At 72.4% G+C, this 19,891-nt stretch carries 19 protein-coding genes and 1 pseudogene; 1 reads left to right on the top strand and 19 read right to left on the bottom strand.

Features of this window, described 5'->3' with window-relative positions; translation table 11 throughout:
- Positions 1-75: 75 nt before the first annotated feature.
- From whiG to proS, 17 genes and pseudogenes are all read right to left on the bottom strand, one after another.
- Positions 76-909: an RNA polymerase sigma factor WhiG gene (whiG, locus tag ACZ4WQ_RS45550; protein WP_398377029.1), complete on the bottom strand. Its 834-nt coding sequence runs from the start codon at positions 907-909 to the stop codon at positions 76-78.
- 129 nt (positions 910-1,038) lie between these two features.
- Entirely contained in the window at positions 1,039-2,325 is a 1,287-nt protein-coding gene (gene dprA, locus ACZ4WQ_RS45545; RefSeq protein WP_398377030.1) for a DNA-processing protein DprA, read from the bottom strand.
- Positions 2,325-3,950, bottom strand: a complete 1,626-nt coding sequence (locus ACZ4WQ_RS45540) for a YifB family Mg chelatase-like AAA ATPase (RefSeq protein WP_352133759.1) — start codon at positions 3,948-3,950, stop codon at positions 2,325-2,327. The genes dprA and ACZ4WQ_RS45540 overlap by 1 nt, the downstream gene beginning before the upstream one ends.
- Positions 3,950-4,309 (bottom strand): YraN family protein, encoded by a 360-nt coding sequence (locus tag ACZ4WQ_RS45535; RefSeq protein ID WP_311727786.1) that lies wholly within the window; start codon positions 4,307-4,309, stop codon positions 3,950-3,952. Before ACZ4WQ_RS45535 ends, ACZ4WQ_RS45540 begins: the two co-directional genes overlap by 1 nt.
- An 83-nt stretch (positions 4,310-4,392) precedes the next feature.
- Complete coding sequence (locus ACZ4WQ_RS45530) at positions 4,393-4,701, bottom strand: DUF2469 domain-containing protein (RefSeq protein WP_004944840.1); 309 nt, start codon at positions 4,699-4,701, stop codon at positions 4,393-4,395.
- A 39-nt stretch (positions 4,702-4,740) separates the two neighbouring features.
- Positions 4,741-5,256 carry an NUDIX hydrolase gene (locus ACZ4WQ_RS45525; RefSeq protein ID WP_311727788.1) on the bottom strand — a complete coding sequence of 172 codons (516 nt, stop codon included), beginning with the start codon at positions 5,254-5,256 and terminating at the stop codon, positions 4,741-4,743.
- Positions 5,249-6,001, bottom strand: coding sequence for a signal peptidase I (lepB, locus tag ACZ4WQ_RS45520; RefSeq protein ID WP_358848876.1), 753 nt, complete (start codon positions 5,999-6,001; stop codon positions 5,249-5,251). Before lepB (ACZ4WQ_RS45520) ends, ACZ4WQ_RS45525 begins: the two co-directional genes overlap by 8 nt.
- Positions 6,002-6,072: 71 nt before the next feature.
- A complete protein-coding gene (gene lepB / locus ACZ4WQ_RS45515) occupies positions 6,073-6,819 on the bottom strand; it encodes a signal peptidase I (protein WP_468022896.1) in 747 nt (248 codons plus the stop codon).
- Positions 6,820-7,006: 187 nt separating this feature from the next.
- Positions 7,007-8,176, bottom strand: a complete 1,170-nt coding sequence (gene lepB / locus ACZ4WQ_RS45510) for a signal peptidase I (RefSeq protein ID WP_394816825.1) — start codon at positions 8,174-8,176, stop codon at positions 7,007-7,009.
- Positions 8,169-8,972 (bottom strand): signal peptidase I, encoded by an 804-nt coding sequence (gene lepB / locus ACZ4WQ_RS45505; RefSeq protein ID WP_468022894.1) that lies wholly within the window; start codon positions 8,970-8,972, stop codon positions 8,169-8,171. The genes lepB (ACZ4WQ_RS45510) and lepB (ACZ4WQ_RS45505) overlap by 8 nt, the downstream gene beginning before the upstream one ends.
- 62 nt (positions 8,973-9,034) lie before the next feature.
- Entirely contained in the window at positions 9,035-9,385 is a 351-nt protein-coding gene (gene rplS / locus ACZ4WQ_RS45500; RefSeq protein WP_311727793.1) for a 50S ribosomal protein L19, read from the bottom strand.
- 334 nt (positions 9,386-9,719) lie between these two features.
- Positions 9,720-10,559 (bottom strand): annotated as a pseudogene (gene trmD / locus ACZ4WQ_RS45495) (tRNA (guanosine(37)-N1)-methyltransferase TrmD); the annotation flags it as partial.
- Entirely contained in the window at positions 10,559-11,119 is a 561-nt protein-coding gene (rimM, locus tag ACZ4WQ_RS45490; RefSeq protein WP_311727795.1) for a ribosome maturation factor RimM, read from the bottom strand. The pseudogene trmD and the gene rimM, both read right to left, overlap by 1 nt.
- A gap of 83 nt (positions 11,120-11,202) precedes the next feature.
- Positions 11,203-11,442, bottom strand: coding sequence for an RNA-binding protein (locus ACZ4WQ_RS45485; RefSeq protein ID WP_030011889.1), 240 nt, complete (start codon positions 11,440-11,442; stop codon positions 11,203-11,205).
- A 2-nt stretch (positions 11,443-11,444) separates the two neighbouring features.
- Complete coding sequence (rpsP, locus tag ACZ4WQ_RS45480) at positions 11,445-11,894, bottom strand: 30S ribosomal protein S16 (protein WP_311727796.1); 450 nt, start codon at positions 11,892-11,894, stop codon at positions 11,445-11,447.
- Between the two features lie 155 nt (positions 11,895-12,049).
- Entirely contained in the window at positions 12,050-12,643 is a 594-nt protein-coding gene (locus ACZ4WQ_RS45475) for a hypothetical protein (RefSeq protein ID WP_311727797.1), read from the bottom strand.
- A gap of 183 nt (positions 12,644-12,826) precedes the next feature.
- Positions 12,827-14,242, bottom strand: coding sequence for a proline--tRNA ligase (gene proS / locus ACZ4WQ_RS45470; RefSeq protein ID WP_398377033.1), 1,416 nt, complete (start codon positions 14,240-14,242; stop codon positions 12,827-12,829).
- A 268-nt stretch (positions 14,243-14,510) separates the two neighbouring features.
- Between proS and ACZ4WQ_RS45465 the strand changes: the two genes are divergently transcribed.
- Positions 14,511-15,344, top strand: coding sequence for a methyltransferase domain-containing protein (locus ACZ4WQ_RS45465; protein ID WP_311727799.1), 834 nt, complete (start codon positions 14,511-14,513; stop codon positions 15,342-15,344).
- A 42-nt stretch (positions 15,345-15,386) separates the two neighbouring features.
- On the opposite strand, the gene ffh is transcribed toward ACZ4WQ_RS45465, so the two are convergent.
- Both ffh and ACZ4WQ_RS45455 read right to left on the bottom strand, forming a co-directional pair.
- The gene (gene ffh / locus ACZ4WQ_RS45460) at positions 15,387-16,937 is read right to left on the bottom strand and encodes a signal recognition particle protein (RefSeq protein WP_311727800.1); all 1,551 of its coding nucleotides are present in this window, start codon (positions 16,935-16,937) and stop codon (positions 15,387-15,389) included.
- 265 nt (positions 16,938-17,202) lie between these two features.
- Positions 17,203-19,845 (bottom strand): [protein-PII] uridylyltransferase, encoded by a 2,643-nt coding sequence (locus ACZ4WQ_RS45455; protein WP_398377036.1) that lies wholly within the window; start codon positions 19,843-19,845, stop codon positions 17,203-17,205.
- Positions 19,846-19,891 lie beyond the last annotated feature (46 nt).

Genomic DNA, 19,891 nt, shown 5'->3' with positions numbered 1-19,891 from the left:
GGAGGCCGCTCGAATCCTGGGCACGTTCCCACTTTACGGAAGGCGCCGTGGTGGGAGCGATACAGGCGGGACGATTCAGCGCCCGACCTCGGCGAGCTTGGCCCTCAGCTGGAGCACGGATTTGGTGTGGATCTGGCTGACCCGGCTCTCGGTGACCCCGAGGACCTGCCCGATCTCGGCCAGGGTGAGCCCCTCGTAGTAGTAGAGGGTGACCACGGTCTTCTCCCGCTCGGGGAGCGTGTTGATGGCGCGGGCGAGCAGCCGGCGCAGCTCGCGGTCCTCGGCCACCTCCACGGGGTTGTCGGCGGCGGTGTCCTCCAGGGTGTCCATGAGGCTGAGCCGCTCACCGCCCTCCCCGCTGACATGCAGCAGCTCTTCGAGGGCGACCACATTGGCCAGCGACAACTGGCTGAAGACCCCGTGCAGTTCATCGAGGCCGATGTCCATCTCGGCGGCCACCTCGGCCTCGGAGGGGGTGCGGCGCAGCGCCGCCTCCAGCGTGGCGTACGCCCGCTCGACCGCCCTGGCCTTCTGCCGCACCGAGCGCGGGATCCAGTCGAGCGCCCGCAGCTCGTCGATCATCGCGCCACGGATCCGGGTGATCGCGTAGGTCTCGAACTTGATGGCCCGCTCGGGTTCGAACTTCTCGATGGCGTCGATGAGTCCGAAGACGCCCGAGGAGACGAAGTCGGCCTGCTCGACATTGGACGGGAGCCCGACGCTGACCCGGCCCGCCACATACTTCACCAGCGGCGAGTAGTGGAGGATCAGCTGCTCCCGCAGCCGACCGTCGCCCGTGGACTTGTAGGACCGCCACAGCTCGTCGAGCGATGACGGGGCGGCGGGACGCACCGCGCTGCGGGCAGGGGCCGGCGCCGCGCGGTCAGACCCGGAGATGTGCTGGGGCATTCGTCGCCTTGTGCCGTTCTGCCATGACGTGGGTGAGGACGTGCGCTTCCGCCGGAAACCTAGCGAGCGTAGCGTGACTGAGCCATCGCGGTATGCGAAGGGGGTCGGCTCGACGGTGCGCGGATACGGTCATCGCCTCAACCCTTTCACCCGATTGCCCCAAATCTGAGGACCGCCTCGCCGTGTGCCGTCGTTCCGGCCGGTCGGCGGGGCCAACTCCCAACGGTCGCCATGACGTTCGACGAAACCCAGGGCGAGCAGCTCATACAGGCGGCTCAACGCCTCCTCGCAGCTCGTCCCGGACTCGCGGGCGACCTCGCGCCCGTCGCTGCCGCCCTGTGCCGACAACGCTTCCAGCACGCGAGCCGTCACGGGATCGAGCAGGTCCCGCTCCACCAGCGGCCCCCGCCGGGCGGGGGCCAGCTCCCCGATGCCGCCGATCAACTCGGCCACTTCGTCGGCGTCGGTGACCAGAACGGCCTCCCCGCGCAGCAGTTCATGCACGCCCGCGGAGAGCCCGCTGGTGACCGGGCCCGGCACGCCCATGGTGTGGCGGCCGAGCTTCACCGCCCGGCGCGCGGTGACCAGGGACCCGCTGCGGTACTGCGCCTCGACGACGACCGTGCCGCGGGTGAGCGCGGCGATGACCCGGTTGCGGAGCACGAAGCGGCTGCGGGTCGGATGCGCGCCGGGCGGCAACTCCGCGAGCACCAGCCCCTGTTCCGCGATGCGCTCGATCAACTCGGCGTGGCCCCGGGGGTACGGGACATCCACGCCGGAGGCGAGCACGGCCACGGTCGCCCCGGCGGCGGCCAGCGCCCCGCGGTGCACCGCGCCGTCCACGCCATGGGCCGCGCCGGAGACCACCACCCAGCCACGCTCGGCGAGCCCGGCGCCCAGGGTCGCCGCGACATGCGCGCCGTAGTCGCTGCATGCCCGGGCGCCCACCACGGCGACGGAGCGCAGCGCCCATATCCGCAGCGACGGCCGGCCGCGCACCCAGAGCCCGACCGGGCGGGCGTCTCCCAGGTCATCGAGCTGACCGGGCCACTCCAGGTCGCCGGGGCATACCAACCGCCCGCCGCGCGCGGCCACGGCGGCCAGGTCGGCGGCCGGATCGAGGCCCTCGGCCCGCAGCCGGCACCCGGCGACGCGCTGCTCGCTCGCCCCGGGCGGCGGCTTTCCGGCCCCGCACAGCGCCCGCCGCAGCGCCACCGGCCCCAGTTCGCGCAGCCATCGCCCCACCGCCTCGTCCCCGGGCTCCACCAGCCGGGTGAGCGCCGCCCGCGCCAGGCGCTCCTCCTCCGACACGCCCCCGGCCCCGGCCTCGGCGCGGGACTCGGACTCGGGCCCTGCTTCGGCCTCGGCGCGGTCGCGGCCGGGCGCCGGTCCGGCGCCCTCCAGGGGGCCGGTCATCAGAACCCCGCCGCCCCGGCCGGGACGCCACGGCTGACGCCGGTGCGCAGCTGGAGCGCCTGCGCCACGTCCTCGGCCTCCGGCCGATCGTGGCCCGCCAGGTCCGCGACGGTCCAGGCGACCCGCAGCACACGGTCGAGGCCGCGGGCGGTGAGCAGCCCGCGCTCCATGTCTCGCTCGGCCTCGCGGAGCGCCCCGGCCCGCGCGTACCAGCGGGTGCGCAGCTCATGGCCCGGAACCTCGCTATTGGTGTGCCAGGGGGTGTCGGCGTAGCGCGCGGCGGCGCGCTCCCGCGCCTCGCGCACCCGGGCGGCGACGGTCGCGCTGCTCTCCCCGGCCACCGGCGCCCCGGTGAGCTCGGCCCGGCTGATCGCCTCGACCCGCACCCGCAGATCCACCCGGTCCAGCAGTGGCCCGGAGAGCCGCGCCTGATAGCGGCGGACCATCGCGGGCGAGCAGTCGCACCCGTCGCCGGCGTACGAGTGGCGCCCACAAGGGCACGGGTTGGCGGCCAGCAGCAGCAGAAAGCGCGCGGGCATGCGCACCATGCCGCCCGAGCGGGCCACCACCACATGGCCCGACTCCAGGGGCTGCCGCAGCGCGTCCAGCACCCGGGCGCTGAATTCGGGCGCCTCGTCCAGAAAGAGCACGCCCCGGTGCGCCAGCGAGACCGCGCCCGGCCTCGGCAGCCCGTTTCCCCCGCCGACCAGGGCCGCCATGGTGGCCGAGTGGTGCGGCGCGCAGTACGGCGGGGCGGCCACCAGGGGCTGTCCGGGCGGGAGGATCCCGGCCACCGAGTGCACGGCGGTCACCTCCAGGGACTCCCGCCGGGTGAGCGGGGGCAGCAGCCCGGGGAGCCGCTCGGCGAGCATGGTCTTGCCCGCGCCGGGCGGACCGGCCAGAAACAGATGGTGGCTCCCGGCCGCGGAGATCTCCAGGGCCTTGCGGGCGGCCCGCTGCCCGGCGACCTCGGCCAGATCGGGGCGGCGGTCGGCGGCCGCCCCGGCGCCGGCCACCACGCCGACGCCCAGGCCCGCGCCCGCGACGCTCAGCCCGGCGAGCATCGGGTCGGGACGGCCCTCCTCGGACAGCTCCTCCTCTTCGGGCACCGGTTCGTCCGTCAACACAGCGATCAGCTGGCGCAGGGTCCGCACGCCGAGCACCGAGACATCCGGCACCAGGGACGCCTCGGCCGCGGTCTGCTCCGGGACGACCACCTGCCGGTATCCGGCCTCGGCGGCCGCGAGCACCGCGGGCAGCACCCCGCGCACCGGGCGGACCCGCCCGTCCAGGCCGAGCTCGCCGATCATCATCAGATCGGCGATGGCCCGTGGGTCGAGGCGCTCGGCGGCGCCGAGCACCGCGCAGGCCACGGCCAGGTCGAAGCCGCTGCCGCCCTTGGGGACGGATGCCGGGCTGAGCCCCACCGTGAGCTTCTTCTGCGGCCAGTCGACGCCGGAGTTCACCACGGCCGCCCGGACCCGGTCCCGGCTCTCGACCAGGCTCTTGTCGGGCAGCCCGACCAGCGTGAAGGTGGCGACGCCCGGCTCCAGGTCGGCCTGGACCTCGACCACCACGCCCTCGACTCCGACCAGCGCGACCGAGCAGGTGCGGGCGAACCCCATCAGGCCACCCCCCGCACATGCTCGACCACCGGCGCGCCGCGGTCGGGCAGCACCACACCGACCAGGTCGATCCGCACCCCGCCCGGCGGCGGGCCGCCGCGCCGCTCCAGCCAGCGCTCGGCCAGCCGCCGCAGCCGGTCGGCCTTGCCTGGGGTGACGGCCGCCATCGGGTGTTCGTACCCGCCCGCGCGGCGCGTCTTGACCTCGCACACCACCAGCGCCCCGGCGTCGAGGGCGACGATGTCGATCTCCCCGTCCCGGCACCGCCAGTTCCGCTCCAGGACGGTCATCCCGGCCTCGGACAGCCGGCGCGCCGCCAGATCCTCGCCGTAGCGTCCGAGCGCTCCTCGGGCGTTCATTCGGCACCACCTCCGGCACCGACTGTGACGCCCCGGCGCCGAATTATTGGATCTTTGTGGACAACCGGCCGCCTGTGGACAACTCAGCCACTCGGAAGGTCGAGGTCGCTCTTGTTCAGCTCCTCAATATTCACGTCCTTGAACGTCAGGACGCGCACCTGTTTGACGAAGCGGGCCGGTCGGTACATGTCCCAGACCCAGGCGTCGGCCATGGAGACCTCGAAGAACACCTCACCCTGCACCGAGTGCACCTGCATCTCGTAGTCATTGGTGAGATAGAAACGGCGCTCGGTCTCGATCACGTATTTGAACAGACCGACGACATCGCGGTACTCCCGGTAGAGCTTCAGCTCCATCTCGGTCTCGTACTTCTCGAGGTCCTCGGCGCTCATGGCATGTTCCCCTTCAGCCGTGCGTCCCCCCATTGTGCGTCAGACGCGTTCAGTCTCCAGGATCACCGGCGCAGTCGGGGGTCCCTCGTCAAGCAGCCTACGCAACAGCGCCACGAGCCGTGTCGGGTACACCGGCTCCCGCACCTCCGCCAGCTCCTCCAGCGTCCACCACCGCAGCCCCGTGACGCTGCGCCGCTCCAGCTCCGTCTGGCCCCCGGTCCACGCCGCGGGCTGCTCCGTACGCCCCAGGTAGTACCACTCGTCCTGGTCCCAGCGCCGCCCGTCGAACGGGAAGGAGCACACCCGCCGCCACAGCACGGGCCCCAGCTCCACCTCCGTGATCCCGGTCTCCTCCGCCAGCTCCCGGCGCGCCGCCTGCTCCCGGCTCTCGTCGCCCTCCAGCCCGCCGCCGGGGGTGAACCACCAGGTCGTCGACGGATCCTCGGGCTCGAAGCCGTGTATCAGCAGAATTCGGTCCCGCGAGTCGAGCAGAACCACCCGCGCGACCTTGCGCAGGCCCTCGCCGCGGTCGTCCGAGCGGGTCCCGTCAGACATCGGCGGCCACCTCCGCCTTCCGCGCGGGCCGCTTGCCGCCGCGCCCCCGCAGGCGCGCCAGCGGCCCGTACGCCGCGCCGCCCAGGATGAGCACCGCGCCGACCACGGCGGAGATCAGGATGAGCCGCAGCGGCCCCGGCTGCGAGACGCCGCCCGGCAGCGCCCCGAACGCCTCCGGCCGCTCCAGCAGCCCCAGGTCCAGCGGCCAGGCCCGGGCGTCCACCCGGCCGCTCACCGAGCCGCGCGAAACAGCCCCGTCCGTGCCGTCGGTCAGATGCACACGGGAGTCCAGGGAGTCGCTGCGGTGGTCGCCCAGCAGAAACAGCTTCCCCTTGGGCACCGTGGCCGAGAAGGTGGTGGGCGAGGCCGGTCCCTTGCTGTGCAGATACGGTTCCTCGAGGGGCTTGCCGTTCACCGTCACCCGGCCCTGCTTGTCGCAGCAGGCGACCGTGTCCCCGCCGACCCCGATGACCCGCTTGACCATCGGCAGATCGCCCCAGACCGAGTCCTTGAAGACGACCACGTCGCCACGGCGCACCTCGTCGCCGTCTATTCGCTCCGCGAGCACGCGATCGCCCTGGCCGATGGTGGGCGCCATCGAGTCGGTCGGGACCGTGTACGGCTTGTAGACCACCGCTCCCCAGACGAACGCGCCCAGGAAGAGCACGAAGCCGACCCCGACCGCCAGCCCGGACAACACGCTCCCGAGCCCCTTGCCGCCTCCGACCTGCCGGGCTCCGCTCATTCCAGTGCTCCTGCCTCGCATAGCAGACGTAGATCAGGCGTAGATCAGCACCCTACCCGCCGGTACGGACCTCAGGCGGTCGTCGCTTCGCGCTCCTTGCGGACGAGCCGCCGACGGCGCCACAGCACGATCGGCGCCGCGCCCGCGAGCCCCAGCGCCGAGGGCGCCACGGCGGCCGCCGCGCTCAGCCCACGCTGGTCGAAGGTGCTGGGAACGGAGAGGGTGGACCAGCGGTCGATCGGCCAGGCGACCACGATGGCCCGCCCGACTACCTTGTCCACGGAGACCGTGCCATTGTCCAGATTCTGGTGGTAACGGGAGTCCAGAGAGTCCTGGCGGTGGTCGCCCATCACCCAGATCCGGCCCTTGGGCACCTTGATCGGGCCGAACGGCTTGTCGTCGCAGGGCGTGTTCCCGGGGAAGATGTACTTCTTCTCGTTCAGCGCCTTGCCGTTGACCTTGACCGGCCCGCCCTTCTGGCACTCGACCGTGTCCCCGCCGACCGCGATGACCCGCTTGATCAGGTCCTTCTCCTCCGCGGACGGCATCAGGCCGATAAAGCTGAGCACCCGCTGGACGCCCCTGGCGAGCGGACCCGAGTCGGACTGCTGGGTCTCGCCGAGCCAGCCGCCCGGGTCATGGAAGACGACGACCTCGCCACGCTCCGGCTCGGCGCCGAACCACGGCGTCAGCTTGTCCACCAGCACCCGGTCGCCGCGCTGCAAAGTGTTCTGCATCGAGTCGGAGGGGATGGAGAACGCCTGTACCAGGAAAGTCTTGATCAGCAGGGCGAGCAGCAGCGCGATACCGACGAGAATCGGCAGCTCTCTCCAGAACGAGCGCTGCGCCTTGCTCTTGTCTCTGTCCTTGTCCTGGCCGTCCTTGTCCCCCTCCCTCTCCTTCTTCCCCTCGGCATCGGAAGGATCCGCGGGATCCGAGGAGCCCGGGGAATCCCCTGCGCCAGGGGGGTCCGAGGGGCCCGGCTTGCCGAGAGAGACCGGAGATTCAGGAGAGCCCGGAGCGTCCGGTGCGCCGCCCGCCGACGGAGCCGCGGCGTCCGTCGCACCGGAGCCCTCCGGCGTCTCGGGGGCCCCGCCCGTAGGCGCACCGGCTGGGCGCGCCTCGTGCGTGGGTGGCTCTCCGCTCTCCCCCGGTTGCCTTTCGGGCTCTTCGTGACCGGATCGAGCGCCGACCGCCAAATCCCCCACATTCACTCCTCACGCCGCTCTGCCGCCCGCGCCACGAACGGCGCAGGCCCACCACTCCCATAACGAGCGGGAGTTCCGCAGGGGTCGGGAGCTGGACCAACCCTTGCTGGCCCGAGGACAGCCTATGCGGCGAGCCGCGTGCCTGCGTCGCCCCGCTCGGCGCGTCCTTCACTGAGGCATATGTCTCAGGTTCTTCCAGGCTCCGCCAGTGACCGAAGGGCCACGCGATCACGATCGCCCGGCCGACGACCAGATCCTCCGAGACGGTTCCCTGGCCGGGCTCGTCCAGGTGGACCCTGGAGTCAGCCGAATTGGCCCGGTGATCGCCCATCACAAAGAGCCGCCCCTGAGGCACGGTCACCTTGAACCGGCGCTCCGAGGGCGCATTATCCGGGTGCAGATACCGCCGCTCGTCCAGCGGCGTGCCGTTGACCGTCACCTGCCCGTTCTGGTCACAGCAGGCCACCGTATCGCCGCCGACCCCGACCACCCGCTTGATCAGATCCTGCTCGTTCGAGGACGGCAGCAACCCGATCCAGGTCAGAAACTCCTTGCCCTGCTTGATGACCACCGGATCCGCCTTGGACGGCTTCCGCTCGGCCTCGAGCCAGTTTCCGGGGTCCTTGAACACCACCACATCGCCGCGCGACGGCTTCGAGCCGAACCACGGTGTGAGCTTGTCCACCAGCACCCGGTCGCCGATCCTGATCGTCTGCTCCATCGAGCCCGACGGGATCACAAACGCCTGCACCAGAAAAGTCTTGAGCACCAGGGCGATCACCAGCGCCACCCCGATCAGGATCGGGATCTCCTTCATGGCCGAACGGCGCCGTCTGCGCTTGATCCGGCGCTGCACCTTTCGCCGCTCCGCACGCCCGCCCAGACGCGGTCCGGTGCGCGGCACGCCCACGCCGTGCGCGGGAGCGGGGCTGCGGGTCCCGTGCCGGGACCGTCCACGGTTACCCATGCGCCCCGCCCGCGGCCGGCTCCGGCACGCGCCCGAAGGCCGCCGGGCGGTCCACTCCGGTCCAGCGGCCGACCGGCCAGCCGATCCAGTCCGCGCGTCCGATCACCTTGTCGACCGGGACCGTGCCCCCGCCGGGGTCGCCGAGGTGGTCCCGCGAGTCCCTGGAATCACTGCGGTGGTCCCCCATCACCCACAGCCTGCCCTCCGGCACCACGATGTCGAACGGGACCTGTGACGGGGCATCCCCCGGAAACAGGTAGTCCTCGTCCACCGGCTCCCCGTTCACCTCGATCCTCCCCCGCTTGTCGCAGCACCTGACCCGGTCACCACCCACGCCCACGACACGCTTGATGTAGTCGGTCTCGGCCGGTTCGGCCAGCCCGACCGCCGCGGCCGCCTCCCGCAGCAGCGCCGCCACCGAGTTCCGGTCCGGCTCCTCCTGGACGAAGGAACCGGTGCCGTCGAACACGATGACGTCACCGCGGCGCGGCGTGTCACCGAAACGGTACGCCAGCTTGTTCACCAGGACCCGGTCTCCGAGCCGAAACGTGTTCTCCATCGATCCGCTGGGGATCAGGAAAGGCTGCACCACGAAGGCGGTCAGCAGAAGGACGAACGCGAGACAGGCCGCCGCGAGCACCCCGGCCCGCCGCCAGAGCCCGCCCCCGGTGAGCCACCGGAGCCCGCGCCCGAGCGCCGGCCCGGAGCCCGTACGCGAAGAGCGCGATCGCTCCTCCTGACCCTCGTGAGGGCCGGAGGAGCGATCGCGCTCCGGGAGCTGTGCGTCGGTCTCCATCGGGCCAGAGCCTATCCGGCCCGCCTGTGCCGTCCGGCAGTAGCTCAGTTGTCGCGCAAAACTCAGTTGTCGCGCTTCTCCTTGATCTTCGCGGCCTTGCCGCGGAGGTCACGCAGGTAGTACAGCTTGGCGCGGCGGACGTCACCGCGGGTGACGACCTCGATCTTCTCGACGATCGGGGTGTGCACCGGGAAGGTACGCTCGACGCCGACGCTGAAGCTCACCTTGCGAACGGTGAAGCTCTCGCGGACACCAGAGCCCTGGCGGCGGATGACGACGCCCTTGAACTGCTGGACACGGGAGCGGTTGCCCTCGATGACGCGGACGTGGACGTTGACCGTGTCGCCGGGGCGGAAGGTCGGGATGTCGCTGCGCAGCGACGCGGCGTCGACGGAGTCGAGCACGTGAGACATGATCGTCTGCTTTCCTCGCCGATGCCACAGGTCATCAGCGGTATATCGGATGATGATTCGGAATGCCGCCTGGTCGGGCGGGCGTCGATCCCCCTGTGGCAGGGGCGCGCGCCGGACGTACGGCAGCGGCCTATTCTTCCACGACCGGCCCCGGCCACCCAAATCCGGGCTCTTTATTGTGTTCGCTCGCCTCCAGGCGCTCGGGTCCTCCCCCGGCTACCGCCGGGCGGTGCCCCCTGTCGACGGGCTTCGTCACGCGGTCGCCCACGCCGCGGAGCGGCATATCGGATTCGAGCCCTCGCTCCCTCCTCCTCAGCCCTTTCGACAGCGGCGCGCCCTTGGGCTCGCTCACTGACGTTTCCTCCCAGCCCAGTTCCGCCAGGAGCCTCCGGTCGTGCTTGTCCAGCGCCGTTGGGTCGCAGCGCGCTATGAGGTCCGGGCGGTTGCGGCTGGTGCGGCGGAACGCCTCGTCCCGGCGCCAGCGCGCGACGTTGCCGTGGTGGCCGCTGAGCAGCACCTCCGGGATGCCCCGGCCGCGCCACTCCGGCGGCTTGGTGTAGACGGGCCCCTCCAGCAGATCGGCCATCGCGCCGGGGGCGAAGGAGTCGTCGCGGTGCGACTCGGCGTTGCCCAGCACCCCGGGCAGCAGCCGGGCCACGGCCTCCGTGATCACCAGAACCGCGGCCTCCCCGCCGGCCAGCACATAGTCGCCGATGGAGATCTCGTACACATCCAGCCGCTCGGCGTACTCGTCGATCACCCGGCGGTCGATGCCCTCGTAGCGGGCCGGGGTGAAGACCAGCCAGGGGCGCTCGGCGAGCTCGACGGCGAGGGCCTGGGTGAACGGGCGGCCGCTCGGGGTGGGCACGACCAGCGCGGGCAGCTCCGCCGCCCCGCCTCCGGTGCCCTCCGGCTCGCCGTCCCCCGCGTTCTGTCCACCGCTCCCCGACTCGATGATCGCGTCCAGCGCCTCGCCCCACGGCTCGGGCTTCATGACCATGCCGGGCCCGCCGCCGTACGGGGTGTCGTCGACGGTGTTGTGCCGGTCGTGCGTCCAGCCGCGCAGATCATGGACGCGTACATCCAGCTGTCCCCGGGCGCGCGCCTTGCCGACCAGCGAGACGTTCAGCGGCTCCAGATACTCCGGAAAGATCGTGACGACGTCCAGCCGCATCATGCGCCCCCGCGCTCGGCGCCGCCCTCGCCGCGGGCGACCTCGGCCTCGGTCTCGTCGAGCAGTCCGGGCGGCGGGTCGATGACGGCGCGCTGCTCCTCGAGATCGATCTCCGGCACCACCTCGGAGACAAAGGGGATCATCACATCGCTGCCGTCGGGCCGCCGGACGATCAGCAGGTCCTGGTACGGCAGATGGGAGATCTCCGCGATCCGGCCGACCTCCGTGCCGTCGACCGTGACCACGTCCAGGTCGATCAGCTGATGGTCGTAGAACTCCTCGGGGTCCTCAGGAGTCTCCTCGGGATCGACCTCCGCGATGAGCAGGGTGCCGCGCAGCGCCTCGGCAGCCGTGCGGTCCGCGACCCCCGTGAAGCGCAGCAGCAGGCGGCCGCTGTGCACCCGGCCGGTCTCGATGGTCAGCGGCCCGACGGAGGCGGGCTCGGTGGCCAGAACGGCACCCGGGCCGAGCCGAAGCTCCGGCTCGTCGGTGCGCACCTCGACGGTGAGCTCACCCTTGATGCCGTGGGCGCGGCCGATCCGCGCCACAACCAACTGCACTGTTCCCAGTTCCCTTCACGCACACGGGCCGGGGACGGCCCATAGCCCTCCCCGGCCCGTGCCGGTGCTCTTCTTGACGCTGCTCAGCGAACCTGGTCCACGTCGACGAGGTCGACGCGGATACCACGGCCGCCGATGGCGCCCACGACGGTGCGCAGGGCGCGGGCGGTGCGGCCGTTACGGCCGATCACCTTGCCGAGATCGTCGGGGTGCACCCGGACCTCCAGCACCTGCCCGCGCCGCAGGTTGCGCGAGGCGACCTGCACTTCGTCGGGGTTGTCGACGATGCCCTTCACCAGGTGCTCGAGGGCCTCCTCGAGCATGCTCAGGCCTCGGTCGACGCGGTCGACTCGGCCGCCGCGTCAGCGGCCGCCTCGTCCGACTTCTTCTCGGACTTCTTCGCCTTCGGGGTGATCGCCTCACCCTTCGGCTCGGCGCCGCTGTCCTTGGCGGCGGCCTCGAACAGGGCGCGCTTGTCGGCCTTCGGCTCGGCGACGAGCATCGGGGCCGGGGCGGGCAGGCCCTTGAACTTCTGCCAGTCGCCGGTGACCTTCAGGATGGCGAGCACCGGCTCGGTCGGCTGCGCGCCGACACCCAGCCAGTACTGCGCACGCTCCGAGTCGACCTCGATGCGCGAGGGGTTCTGCACCGGGTGGTACAGACCGATCTCCTCGATGGCCCGGCCGTCACGGCGGGTACGGGAGTCGGCGACGACGATGCGGTAGTGAGGCGAACGGATCTTGCCCAGACGCTTCAGCTTGATCTTGACTGCCACGGGAGTGGTGTCTCCTGGTCTTGACGTGATTGAGCACCGCGAAGTGCCGCGTGGGGTTGCGGTACCCGAGTGCCCGATGGACGCGTCAGCCGGAGGAGAGAGGGGTCCTGGTCGGCTGTCGAGTACAGCTGACCATTGTGCCACACCGCACCGGCTCAGCCGACCGCGGCCACCGGCTCCGGGATACGGAACGGCTTTCCGCACCCCCCGCACATGATCGGCGCCTGGGCCAGCACCGACGGCACGACGCGGACATTGCGCCCGCAGTCGCAGACCGCCTTCACACGGACCCCACCGCCGGACGAACCATGCCGGGCGGCCGGCCCGCGGAAGGTGCGGGTGGTGTCGGCGGCGGTCGCGACGGTGTGCGCCTTGAGGGCGCGCTGGAGCCGGTCGATGGTCGTCCGATAGCGCCTTCTCGCCTCGGGACTGAGCGTGACCAGGGAGAAGCCGCTGCTCGGATGCGGCTCATCGGAATGGTCCAGCCCCAGCTCCTCGGCGATGGCCAGGAATCGGCGGTTGTGATAGCGGCCGGCGCGCGAGGTGTCACGGACACCTCGCGCCGCGGCGATGCCATGGACTGCCTCGTGCAGCAGCCGTTCGAAGGAGAGCTCGGCGCCACATGCGGACGACGACTCTCCGATCAGCGATTCGGGCGCGGCGAGATCCGGCAGCTCGGGGTGGTGCCGTTGAATATCGGCCCACGCCTGCGCCAGCTCTGCGGCGAGTACAGGTGGTGTCGTGCTCACGTCGTGATAACGAGCGGGGAGCGCCCGGTGTTCCGATTCCGGGGCATCGCAAATATTTTGCACGTACCAGTCAGTTCAGCGCTGATGCGCCCCGAGGAGGGCGGGTGCGCAAATGTGTGGATGAGCCACCCACCGCGCACCAAGGCGGTACGTAACGCCCCGCCCGCTCGCCCCGGGCCCTCCTCAGTAAGCGCGCGCGACAAAGGCGACGTTACCGGGCGCATCATCCGCGTCCGGCACCGACCCGTCCTCGGCCACCAGGCACCGCACGGACACGGCCTGCTCGGCGAGGGCCGCCTCCCCCTCCGGGCCGAGGTCCGCCCACCGGATCCGCGCCCAGCCGCCCGCCGCCGCGGCCTCGGCGGCCTCCTCCACGGTCCGCACGCCCACGGTCCGGGACTCGCGCCGCTCCCGCGCCTGGCGCAGCAGCAGCGCCTGGTCCTCCTCCAGGACCTTCGGCAGCAGATCCGGCAGCGCGTCCAGGCTCACCGGCTCCTTGCCGCCCGGAATCCGCCGCGCCACCATCGCGGTGCCGCCCTCCAGGTCGCGCGGGCCGACCTCGACCCGCACCGGCACGCCCTTGAGCTCCCAGTCCACGGCGCGACGGCCGAACGGGGTGTCCGTACGGTCGTCGACCCGGACCCGCACCCCGGCCGCCGCCAGCCGGTCGCCGATCTCGCGGACCTTGGCCAGCACCGCCTCGTCGCCCTTGATGGCCAGCACGACGACCTGGACGGGAGCCAGCCGCGGCGGAACGCGCAGCCCGCTGTCGTCGCCGTGCATCATCACCAGTGCGCCGATCATGCGGGTGGTGCTGCCCCAGGAGGTCTGCCAGACCAGCTCCTGCTTGCCTTCCTTGGACAGGAACTGGGTGTTGAAGGCCCGCGCGAAGTTCTGGCCCAGCTCGTGGCTGGTGCCCAGCTGTAGCGCCTTGCCGTCGCCCATCATCCCTTCCAGGGTGAGGGTGTTGATGGCGCCCGCGAAGCGCTCCTTGGCCGTCTTGCGGCCCAGGACGACATCCATGGCCAGCACGTTCTCCATGAAGTCCGCGTAGACGTGCCGGTGGATACGGGCGGCGAAGTCGCGGGCGTCCTCGAACGTGGCGTGGGCGGTGTGCCCCTCCTGCCACAGGAACTCGGAGGTGCGCAGGAACAGCCGCGGCCGCAGCTCCCAACGCACCACATTGGCCCACTGGTTGATCAGCAGCGGCAGATCGCGGTAGCTCTGCACCCACTTCGAGAAGTACTCGTTGATGATCGTCTCGGAGGTGGGCCGGACGACCACGGGCTCCTCGAGCTTCTTGCCGCCGCCGTGGGTGACGATGGCGAGCTCGGGCGCGAAACCCTCGACGTGCTCCGCTTCCTTGGTCAGATACGACTGCGGGATGAAGAGCGGGAAGTACGCGTTCTGCACGCCCTCGGCCTTGATGCGGGCGTCCATGTCCTGCTGCATCCGCTCCCAGAGCCCGTAGCCGTACGGTCGGATGACCATGGTGCCGCGCACCGGGCCGTTGTCGGCCAGCTCGGCCTTGTTGATCAGATCCTGGTACCAGCGCGGAAAATCCTCCGCCTGGGGGGTGAGAACGGGAGCCTTCGCCATGGCGCCGATCGTACGGCGACGGCGCGCCCAACCGTGAATCTGTTTGGTGAGGGCCGCTTTTTTCAGGGGCCGTTCCAAGGGCTCGTTTTCAAGGGCCCGCGCCGGGGGGGCGCACAACCGGGGCACGCAAGCATGGCCGCGAAAGCTCTGGACGCGCGGACGGATGCGCAGTTCCCTGGCCTACGGGGGTGGATCGCGCGGCGCACAACGGTGACACAGGCCTGGGCTCATGACACTGCTCTGCTCTCGTCGGATTGGGGCGCATTCCATGGCATCTACGCTCGTACGGCAACACCTCCCGTACCCCCCGCACCCCGCCCCATCGCACACGGCGCCACCGCGCACCCGCGCCCGCGACTGGGCGGAGATACAGGAACGGATGCTGGTGCCGCTGTACGAGGCCGTGTACGAGCGGCTGGAGGTGGGCGCCGGGACCCGGCTGCTGGGCCTGGGCTGTGGCTCGGGACTGGCCCTCCTTCTGGCGGCGACGCGCGGCGCCGCGGTCTGCGGGGTGGACCCGGACGAGGAGCGCCTGGCGCTCGCCCGCGAGCGGCTGGGCGACGGCGGCCTGGAGAGCGTCCTGACGGCGGCGACTGCGACGGCGGCGAGCGGCTTCACCGTGGTCACCGCCTTCGAGCCGCTGTCGGCCCTCGGAACAGACGGCGGCGCCGATGCCCTGGCCGAGCGGCTGACCGCGGCCGCCGCCCTCGCCGAACCCGGCAGCCCGGTCGTCCTGGCCGGCTGGGGCCCACCGGAGCGGTGCGCCACCTCCGCGGTGCTTCGGGTGGGCGCGCGGCTGGCCGACCCCATGTGCTCCCCTGCCCGCTGGCGGCCCTGCGGCCGGGACGACCTGGAGCGCCTCGCCCAGCGGGCCGGGCTGCGGCCCGACGGTTCGGGCCGGGTGGCCTGCCCTTTCGGATACGCCGATATGGACAGCGCGGTGCGCGGGCTGCTGTCGACCGGGCTGTTCGACGCGGCGGAGCGGGCCACCGACGCCGTCCAGGTGCGCAAGGAGATCACCGAGGCGCTCCATCCGTACCGGCGCCAGGACGGCACGGTGTGGATGGAGAACGTGCTGCGCTATCTGATCGCGCGGGTGTGAGGGCCCGCGGGCCCCTCGGCCCGCCCGGCCCTCGCGTCCCGCTCAGCCCATGAACTTCTTGAACTCGTCGGGCAGTTCGAAGTCCTGCCCGCCCTGGCCGGCGGGCAGGCCGAACGCGCCGCCCGGCTGCCCCGCCTGCTCGCGACGGGCCGCGGCGGCCTGCTCGTCGGCCTTGCGCTTCATCGGGTTGCCCGAGCGCTGCTTGCCCTTGACCTTCTTCTGCGGCTTGCCCTTGCGCTTGGCGGCGCCACCACCCATGCCGGGGATGCCCGGCATGCCGGGCATCCCGCCCTGGGCCATCTTCGACATCATCTTGCGCGCGTCGAAGAACCGCTCCACCAGGTTCTTGACCGCGCTCACCTCGACGCCGGATCCGCGCGCGATACGGGCGCGGCGCGAGCCGTTGATGATGGTCGGGTCCTGGCGCTCGCCCGGGGTCATCGACTTGATGATCGCGGCGGTGCGGTCCACGTCCCGCTCGTCGAGGTTGTTGATCTGGTCCTTGATCTGGCCCATGCCCGGCAGCATGCCGAGCAGCTTGGAGATGGAGCCCATCTTGCGGACCTGCTCCATCTGCGACAGGAAGTCGTCGAGGGTGAACTCCTTGGGGCCCTTCGCCAGCTTGGCCGCCATCTTCTCGGCCTCTTGCTGGCTGAAGGTCTGCTCGGCCTTCTCGATCAGGCTGAGCATGTCGCCCATGCCCAGGATGCGGGACGCCATGCGGTCCGGGTGGAACGCGTCGAAGTCGTCCAGCTTCTCGCCGTTGGAGGCGAACATGATCTGACGGCCGGTGACATGCGCGATGGACAGCGCGGCACCGCCGCGCGCGTCGCCGTCGAGCTTGGAGAGCACCACGCCGTCGAAGCCGACGCCGTCGCGGAACGCCTCGGCGGTGTTCACCGCGTCCTGGCCGATCATCGCGTCGACGACGAAGAGGATCTCGTCGGGGCTGACCGCGTCGCGGATGTCCGCGGCCTGCTGCATCAGCTCCTGGTCGATGCCGAGGCGGCCGGCGGTGTCGACGATCACCACGTCGTGCTGCTTGGTCCTGGCGAACTCGACCGAGTCCTTGGCCACCTTCACCGGGTCGCCCACGCCGTTGCCCGGCTCCGGGGCGTAGACCGCGACACCGGCCCGCTCGGCGACCACCGAGAGCTGGTTGACGGCGTTGGGTCGCTGGAGGTCACACGCGACCAGCAGCGGCGCGTGGCCCTGCCCCTTCAGCCAGCGGCCGAGCTTTCCGGCGAGCGTGGTCTTACCGGCACCCTGAAGGCCCGCGAGCATGATCACGGTCGGCGGCTGCTTGGCGAAGCGGAGGCGGCGGGTCTCGCCGCCGAGGATGCCGACCAGCTCCTCGTTGACGATCTTGATGACCTGCTGGGCGGGGTTCAGCGCCTGGGAGACCTCGGCGCCGAGCCCCCGCTCCTTGATCTGCTTGATGAAGGCCCGGACGACGGGAAGCGCGACGTCCGCCTCGAGCAGGGCGATCCGGATTTCACGCGCCGTGGCGTCGATGTCCGCCTCGGAGAGGCGGCCCTTGCCCCGGAGGTTCTTGAAAGTCGCTGCGAGGCGGTCGGAGAGGGTATCGAACACGGTGGTCGCGAATCCTTCGCTCGGATGTCGGGTCGGCGGTCGGCCTCCAAGGGTATCCGCCCGCCGCCCGAACGGTCTGCCCCCCGGGCCGGTGCCGCGCCCCGCGGGGCCTTGACCCCTCCCCGCCCCTTCCCGAAACCGGGGCTCCGCCCCGGACCCCGGTGGTCGCTCTCCCCGCCACCGCTGGGCAGCACCCCGGACAGGCCGGAATGCCGGGAAGGCGGCGCGTCCGAGGGGCAGCGCCGTCGCGGGGGTCTCCGGGGCGCTACGCGCTCAGCGCACGCTCGACCTGCTGGGCCACCTCCGCCGCGCGCATCGGCTGGAGCGGGGTGCCGGAGGCGTCCGTGACGTAGAAGGCGTCCACCGCGTTGGCGCCCAGCGTGCTGACGTGGGCGCTGCGCACCGTCACCCCCGCGTCCTCCAGCGCGCGGCCGATGCGGTGCAGCAGCCCCGGGGCGTCCTGGGCGCGCACCTCGATCACCGTGGCGAGCTGGGAGCTGCCGGGCGCCACGGTCACCCGCGGTGGCGGGGCGTGCACACCGCGGCGGCGCGGGTATTTGCGGTACGCGGCCTCGCGCTCCGCGAGCCGGGCCACTATGTCGAGCGAGCCGTCCAGGGCCCGTACCAGGTCCTTGCGCAGCCGCGCGGCCTGCGGCAGCGAGCCGTACTCCGCGGCCACCCGCCAGCTCAGCAGCAGCACGCCGGGCCCCGCCGCGGATACCGGCCGGCGAGGCTCCGCCCCGGTCAGCTCCCCGGGCAGCTCGACGGCGCGCAGGTCCGCCGCCCGTACGGTCAGCCGGTGCAGCGCCAGCACGCCCGCCGCCGCGGGCAGCACGCCGGGCTGGTCGGGGACGGCGATCAGCAGCTCGACGCCGATGGGCTCCGCGCCGGTCTCCGCACCGGTCTCCACGCCGGGCCCCTCGCCCGCCCCGGCCTGTCCGGCGGCCTCGGGGGTGCCGTCGGCCCGGCTCCCCGGCGGCAGCGCCTCCGAGCGCGCGTGCAGGGCCAGCACGGGGCCGCCGGTGCGCCAGGCCTCGATCGCCAGACGCTCCTGCTCGGCGGTGGTCTGCTGGGGCACGGACGGATCCGCCGCCGGTTCCCCGGCCAGGACCGCCGCGACCCGCTTGACCAGGTCGGCGACGAGCGAGCCGCGCCAGGCGCTCCAGGCCGCGGGGCCGGTGGCAAGCGCGTCGGCCTCGGTAAGGGCGTGCAGCAGCTCCAGGGTGGCGGGGGAGCCGACGGCCTCGGCGACCGAGCGCACGGTGGCGGGGTCGTCCAGGTCGCGGCGGGTGGCGGTCTCGATGAGCAGCAGGTGGTGGCGGACCAGGGTGGCCAGGACGGCGACGTCGGCGCGGTCGAAGCCGATCCGGGACGCCACGTCCCGGGCGATGGTCTCGCCCGCGACCGAGTGGTCCCCGGGCCAGCCCTTGCCGATGTCGTGCAGCAGCGCGGCGACCAGCAGCAGGTCGGGACGGCCGACGCGGCGGCTCAGGGCGCTGGCCCGCACCGCGGTCTCGACGAGGTGGCGGTCGACGGTCCAGCGGTGCACAGGGTTGCGCTGGGGGCGGCAGCGCACCCGCTCCCAGTCCGGCAGCAGCCGGGTGATCAGCCCCTCGGCCTCCAGGTCCTCCCAGACCCCGACGGTGGACTCGCCCGCGCCGAGCAGCGTGACCAGCTGTTCCCTGGCCTCGGGCGGCCACGGTACGGGCAGGGGCTGCGCGGCGGCGGCCAGGCGGCGTACGGCGTGCAGCGACAGCGGCAGCCCGGCCTGGGCGGCGGCGGCCGCGGCCCGCAGCGGCAGGACCGGGTCGCGCTCGGGGCGCGCGGCGCGCGCCAGCACCACCTCGCCGTCCTGCTCGACGACGCCCTCGGCGAGCGGGCTGCGCTCCCCCGCGTCCGCGGCGCCGGACCCGGAGCCGCCCCGCCCTCGGCCGCCGAGGAGCCCGCGCAGCCGCGGCCGGGAGGACCGGGCGCGCAACACCCGCTCGACCTCGCGCCAGGTGACATCGCTCGCGTAGGAGATGGTCCGGGCCGACTCGTACACCTGGCGCAGCAGCGTGTCGGCGTCCAGCAGGCCGAGCTCGGCCGCGACCTGGTCCTGCTCCTGGAGCGCGAGCCGGTCGGTGGCCCGCCCGGTGGTCAGGTGCAGCGCGTCGCGCACGTCGAGCAGCTGCCGGCGGGCCTCGGCGAGGCCCTCGCGCGGGGCGTCGGCGAGCCAGGACGCGGCGATGGCGCGCAGCGCCGTCGCGTCGCGCAGCCCGCCGCGCGCCTCCTTGAGGTCCGGTTCCAGCAGGAACTGGAGCTCGCCGTGGCGCCGGGCGCGCTCCTGGCCCAGTTCGCGCAGCTCGGGCAGGCGCTTCGAGGCCTGGGCCCGCCAGTCGGCGAGCGCCGCGGTGCGCAGCCCCGCGGTGAGCGCGGCGTCGCCCGCGATGTGCCGGGCGTCCAGCAGGCCGAGGTGTGCCTTCAGGTCCTCGCCCGCGGTCTTGCGGGCCTGGTCGGGGGTGCGTACGGAGTGGTCGAGGGCCAGGCCCATGTCCCACACCGGGTACCAGACGCGGTCCGCGAGCGTGGCGATGGCCGAGGCGTCCGCGGAGCCGTCGTGGAGCAGCAGCACGTCCAGGTCGCTGCGCGGGGACAGCTCGCCGCGCCCGTATCCGCCGACCGCCACCAGGGCGACGCCCTGGATGCCCTCGGCGCCCGGGGAGCCCTGGGCGCCCTTCGCGAGGCCGGCCTCCTGTGCCCCGCCGGCCAGCAGCGCGGCCAGCCACTGGTCGGTGAGTTCGGCGAGGGCGGTACGGCGCGGCGGCCCGGACCGCGACTCCTCCTGGAGGAGTCGCAGTCGGGCCGCCGCATAGCCGCCGGGCGCCGAGTCGGTCGTCTCCGTCTTCGTCTCGACGTTTTCCGTCAACTCGGCTCCTTGATCACAGGGAAGGACGTCCGGACCGTGGGGTGGC

It is taken from the genome of Streptomyces sp. NPDC028305, assembly GCF_055569495.1.
The sequence above is the reverse complement of the archived record's forward strand: the minus strand, read 5'-3'. Positions and strand labels throughout refer to the sequence as shown.

Bases quoted from the DNA above. Each gene is read 5' to 3' on its own strand.
- ACZ4WQ_RS45540 (WP_352133759.1), bottom strand. From the start codon at position 3,950: ATGGGGTTCGCCCGCACCTGCTCGGTCGCGCTGGTCGGAGTCGAGGGC.
- ACZ4WQ_RS45465 (WP_311727799.1), top strand. From the start codon at position 14,511: ATGGCATCTACGCTCGTACGGCAACACCTCCCGTACCCCCCGCACCCC.
- lepB (WP_468022894.1), bottom strand. From the start codon at position 8,972: ATGGAGACCGACGCACAGCTCCCGGAGCGCGATCGCTCCTCCGGCCCT.
- ACZ4WQ_RS45535 (WP_311727786.1), bottom strand. From the start codon at position 4,309: ATGAACGCCCGAGGAGCGCTCGGACGCTACGGCGAGGATCTGGCGGCG.
- ACZ4WQ_RS45525 (WP_311727788.1), bottom strand. From the start codon at position 5,256: ATGTCTGACGGGACCCGCTCGGACGACCGCGGCGAGGGCCTGCGCAAG.
- proS (WP_398377033.1), bottom strand. From the start codon at position 14,242: ATGGCGAAGGCTCCCGTTCTCACCCCCCAGGCGGAGGATTTTCCGCGC.
- lepB (WP_394816825.1), bottom strand. From the start codon at position 8,176: ATGGGTAACCGTGGACGGTCCCGGCACGGGACCCGCAGCCCCGCTCCC.
- lepB (WP_358848876.1), bottom strand. From the start codon at position 6,001: ATGAGCGGAGCCCGGCAGGTCGGAGGCGGCAAGGGGCTCGGGAGCGTG.
- dprA (WP_398377030.1), bottom strand. From the start codon at position 2,325: ATGACCGGCCCCCTGGAGGGCGCCGGACCGGCGCCCGGCCGCGACCGC.
- ACZ4WQ_RS45530 (WP_004944840.1), bottom strand. From the start codon at position 4,701: ATGAGCGCCGAGGACCTCGAGAAGTACGAGACCGAGATGGAGCTGAAG.
- rplS (WP_311727793.1), bottom strand. From the start codon at position 9,385: ATGTCTCACGTGCTCGACTCCGTCGACGCCGCGTCGCTGCGCAGCGAC.
- whiG (WP_398377029.1), bottom strand. From the start codon at position 909: ATGCCCCAGCACATCTCCGGGTCTGACCGCGCGGCGCCGGCCCCTGCC.
- ACZ4WQ_RS45485 (WP_030011889.1), bottom strand. From the start codon at position 11,442: ATGCTCGAGGAGGCCCTCGAGCACCTGGTGAAGGGCATCGTCGACAAC.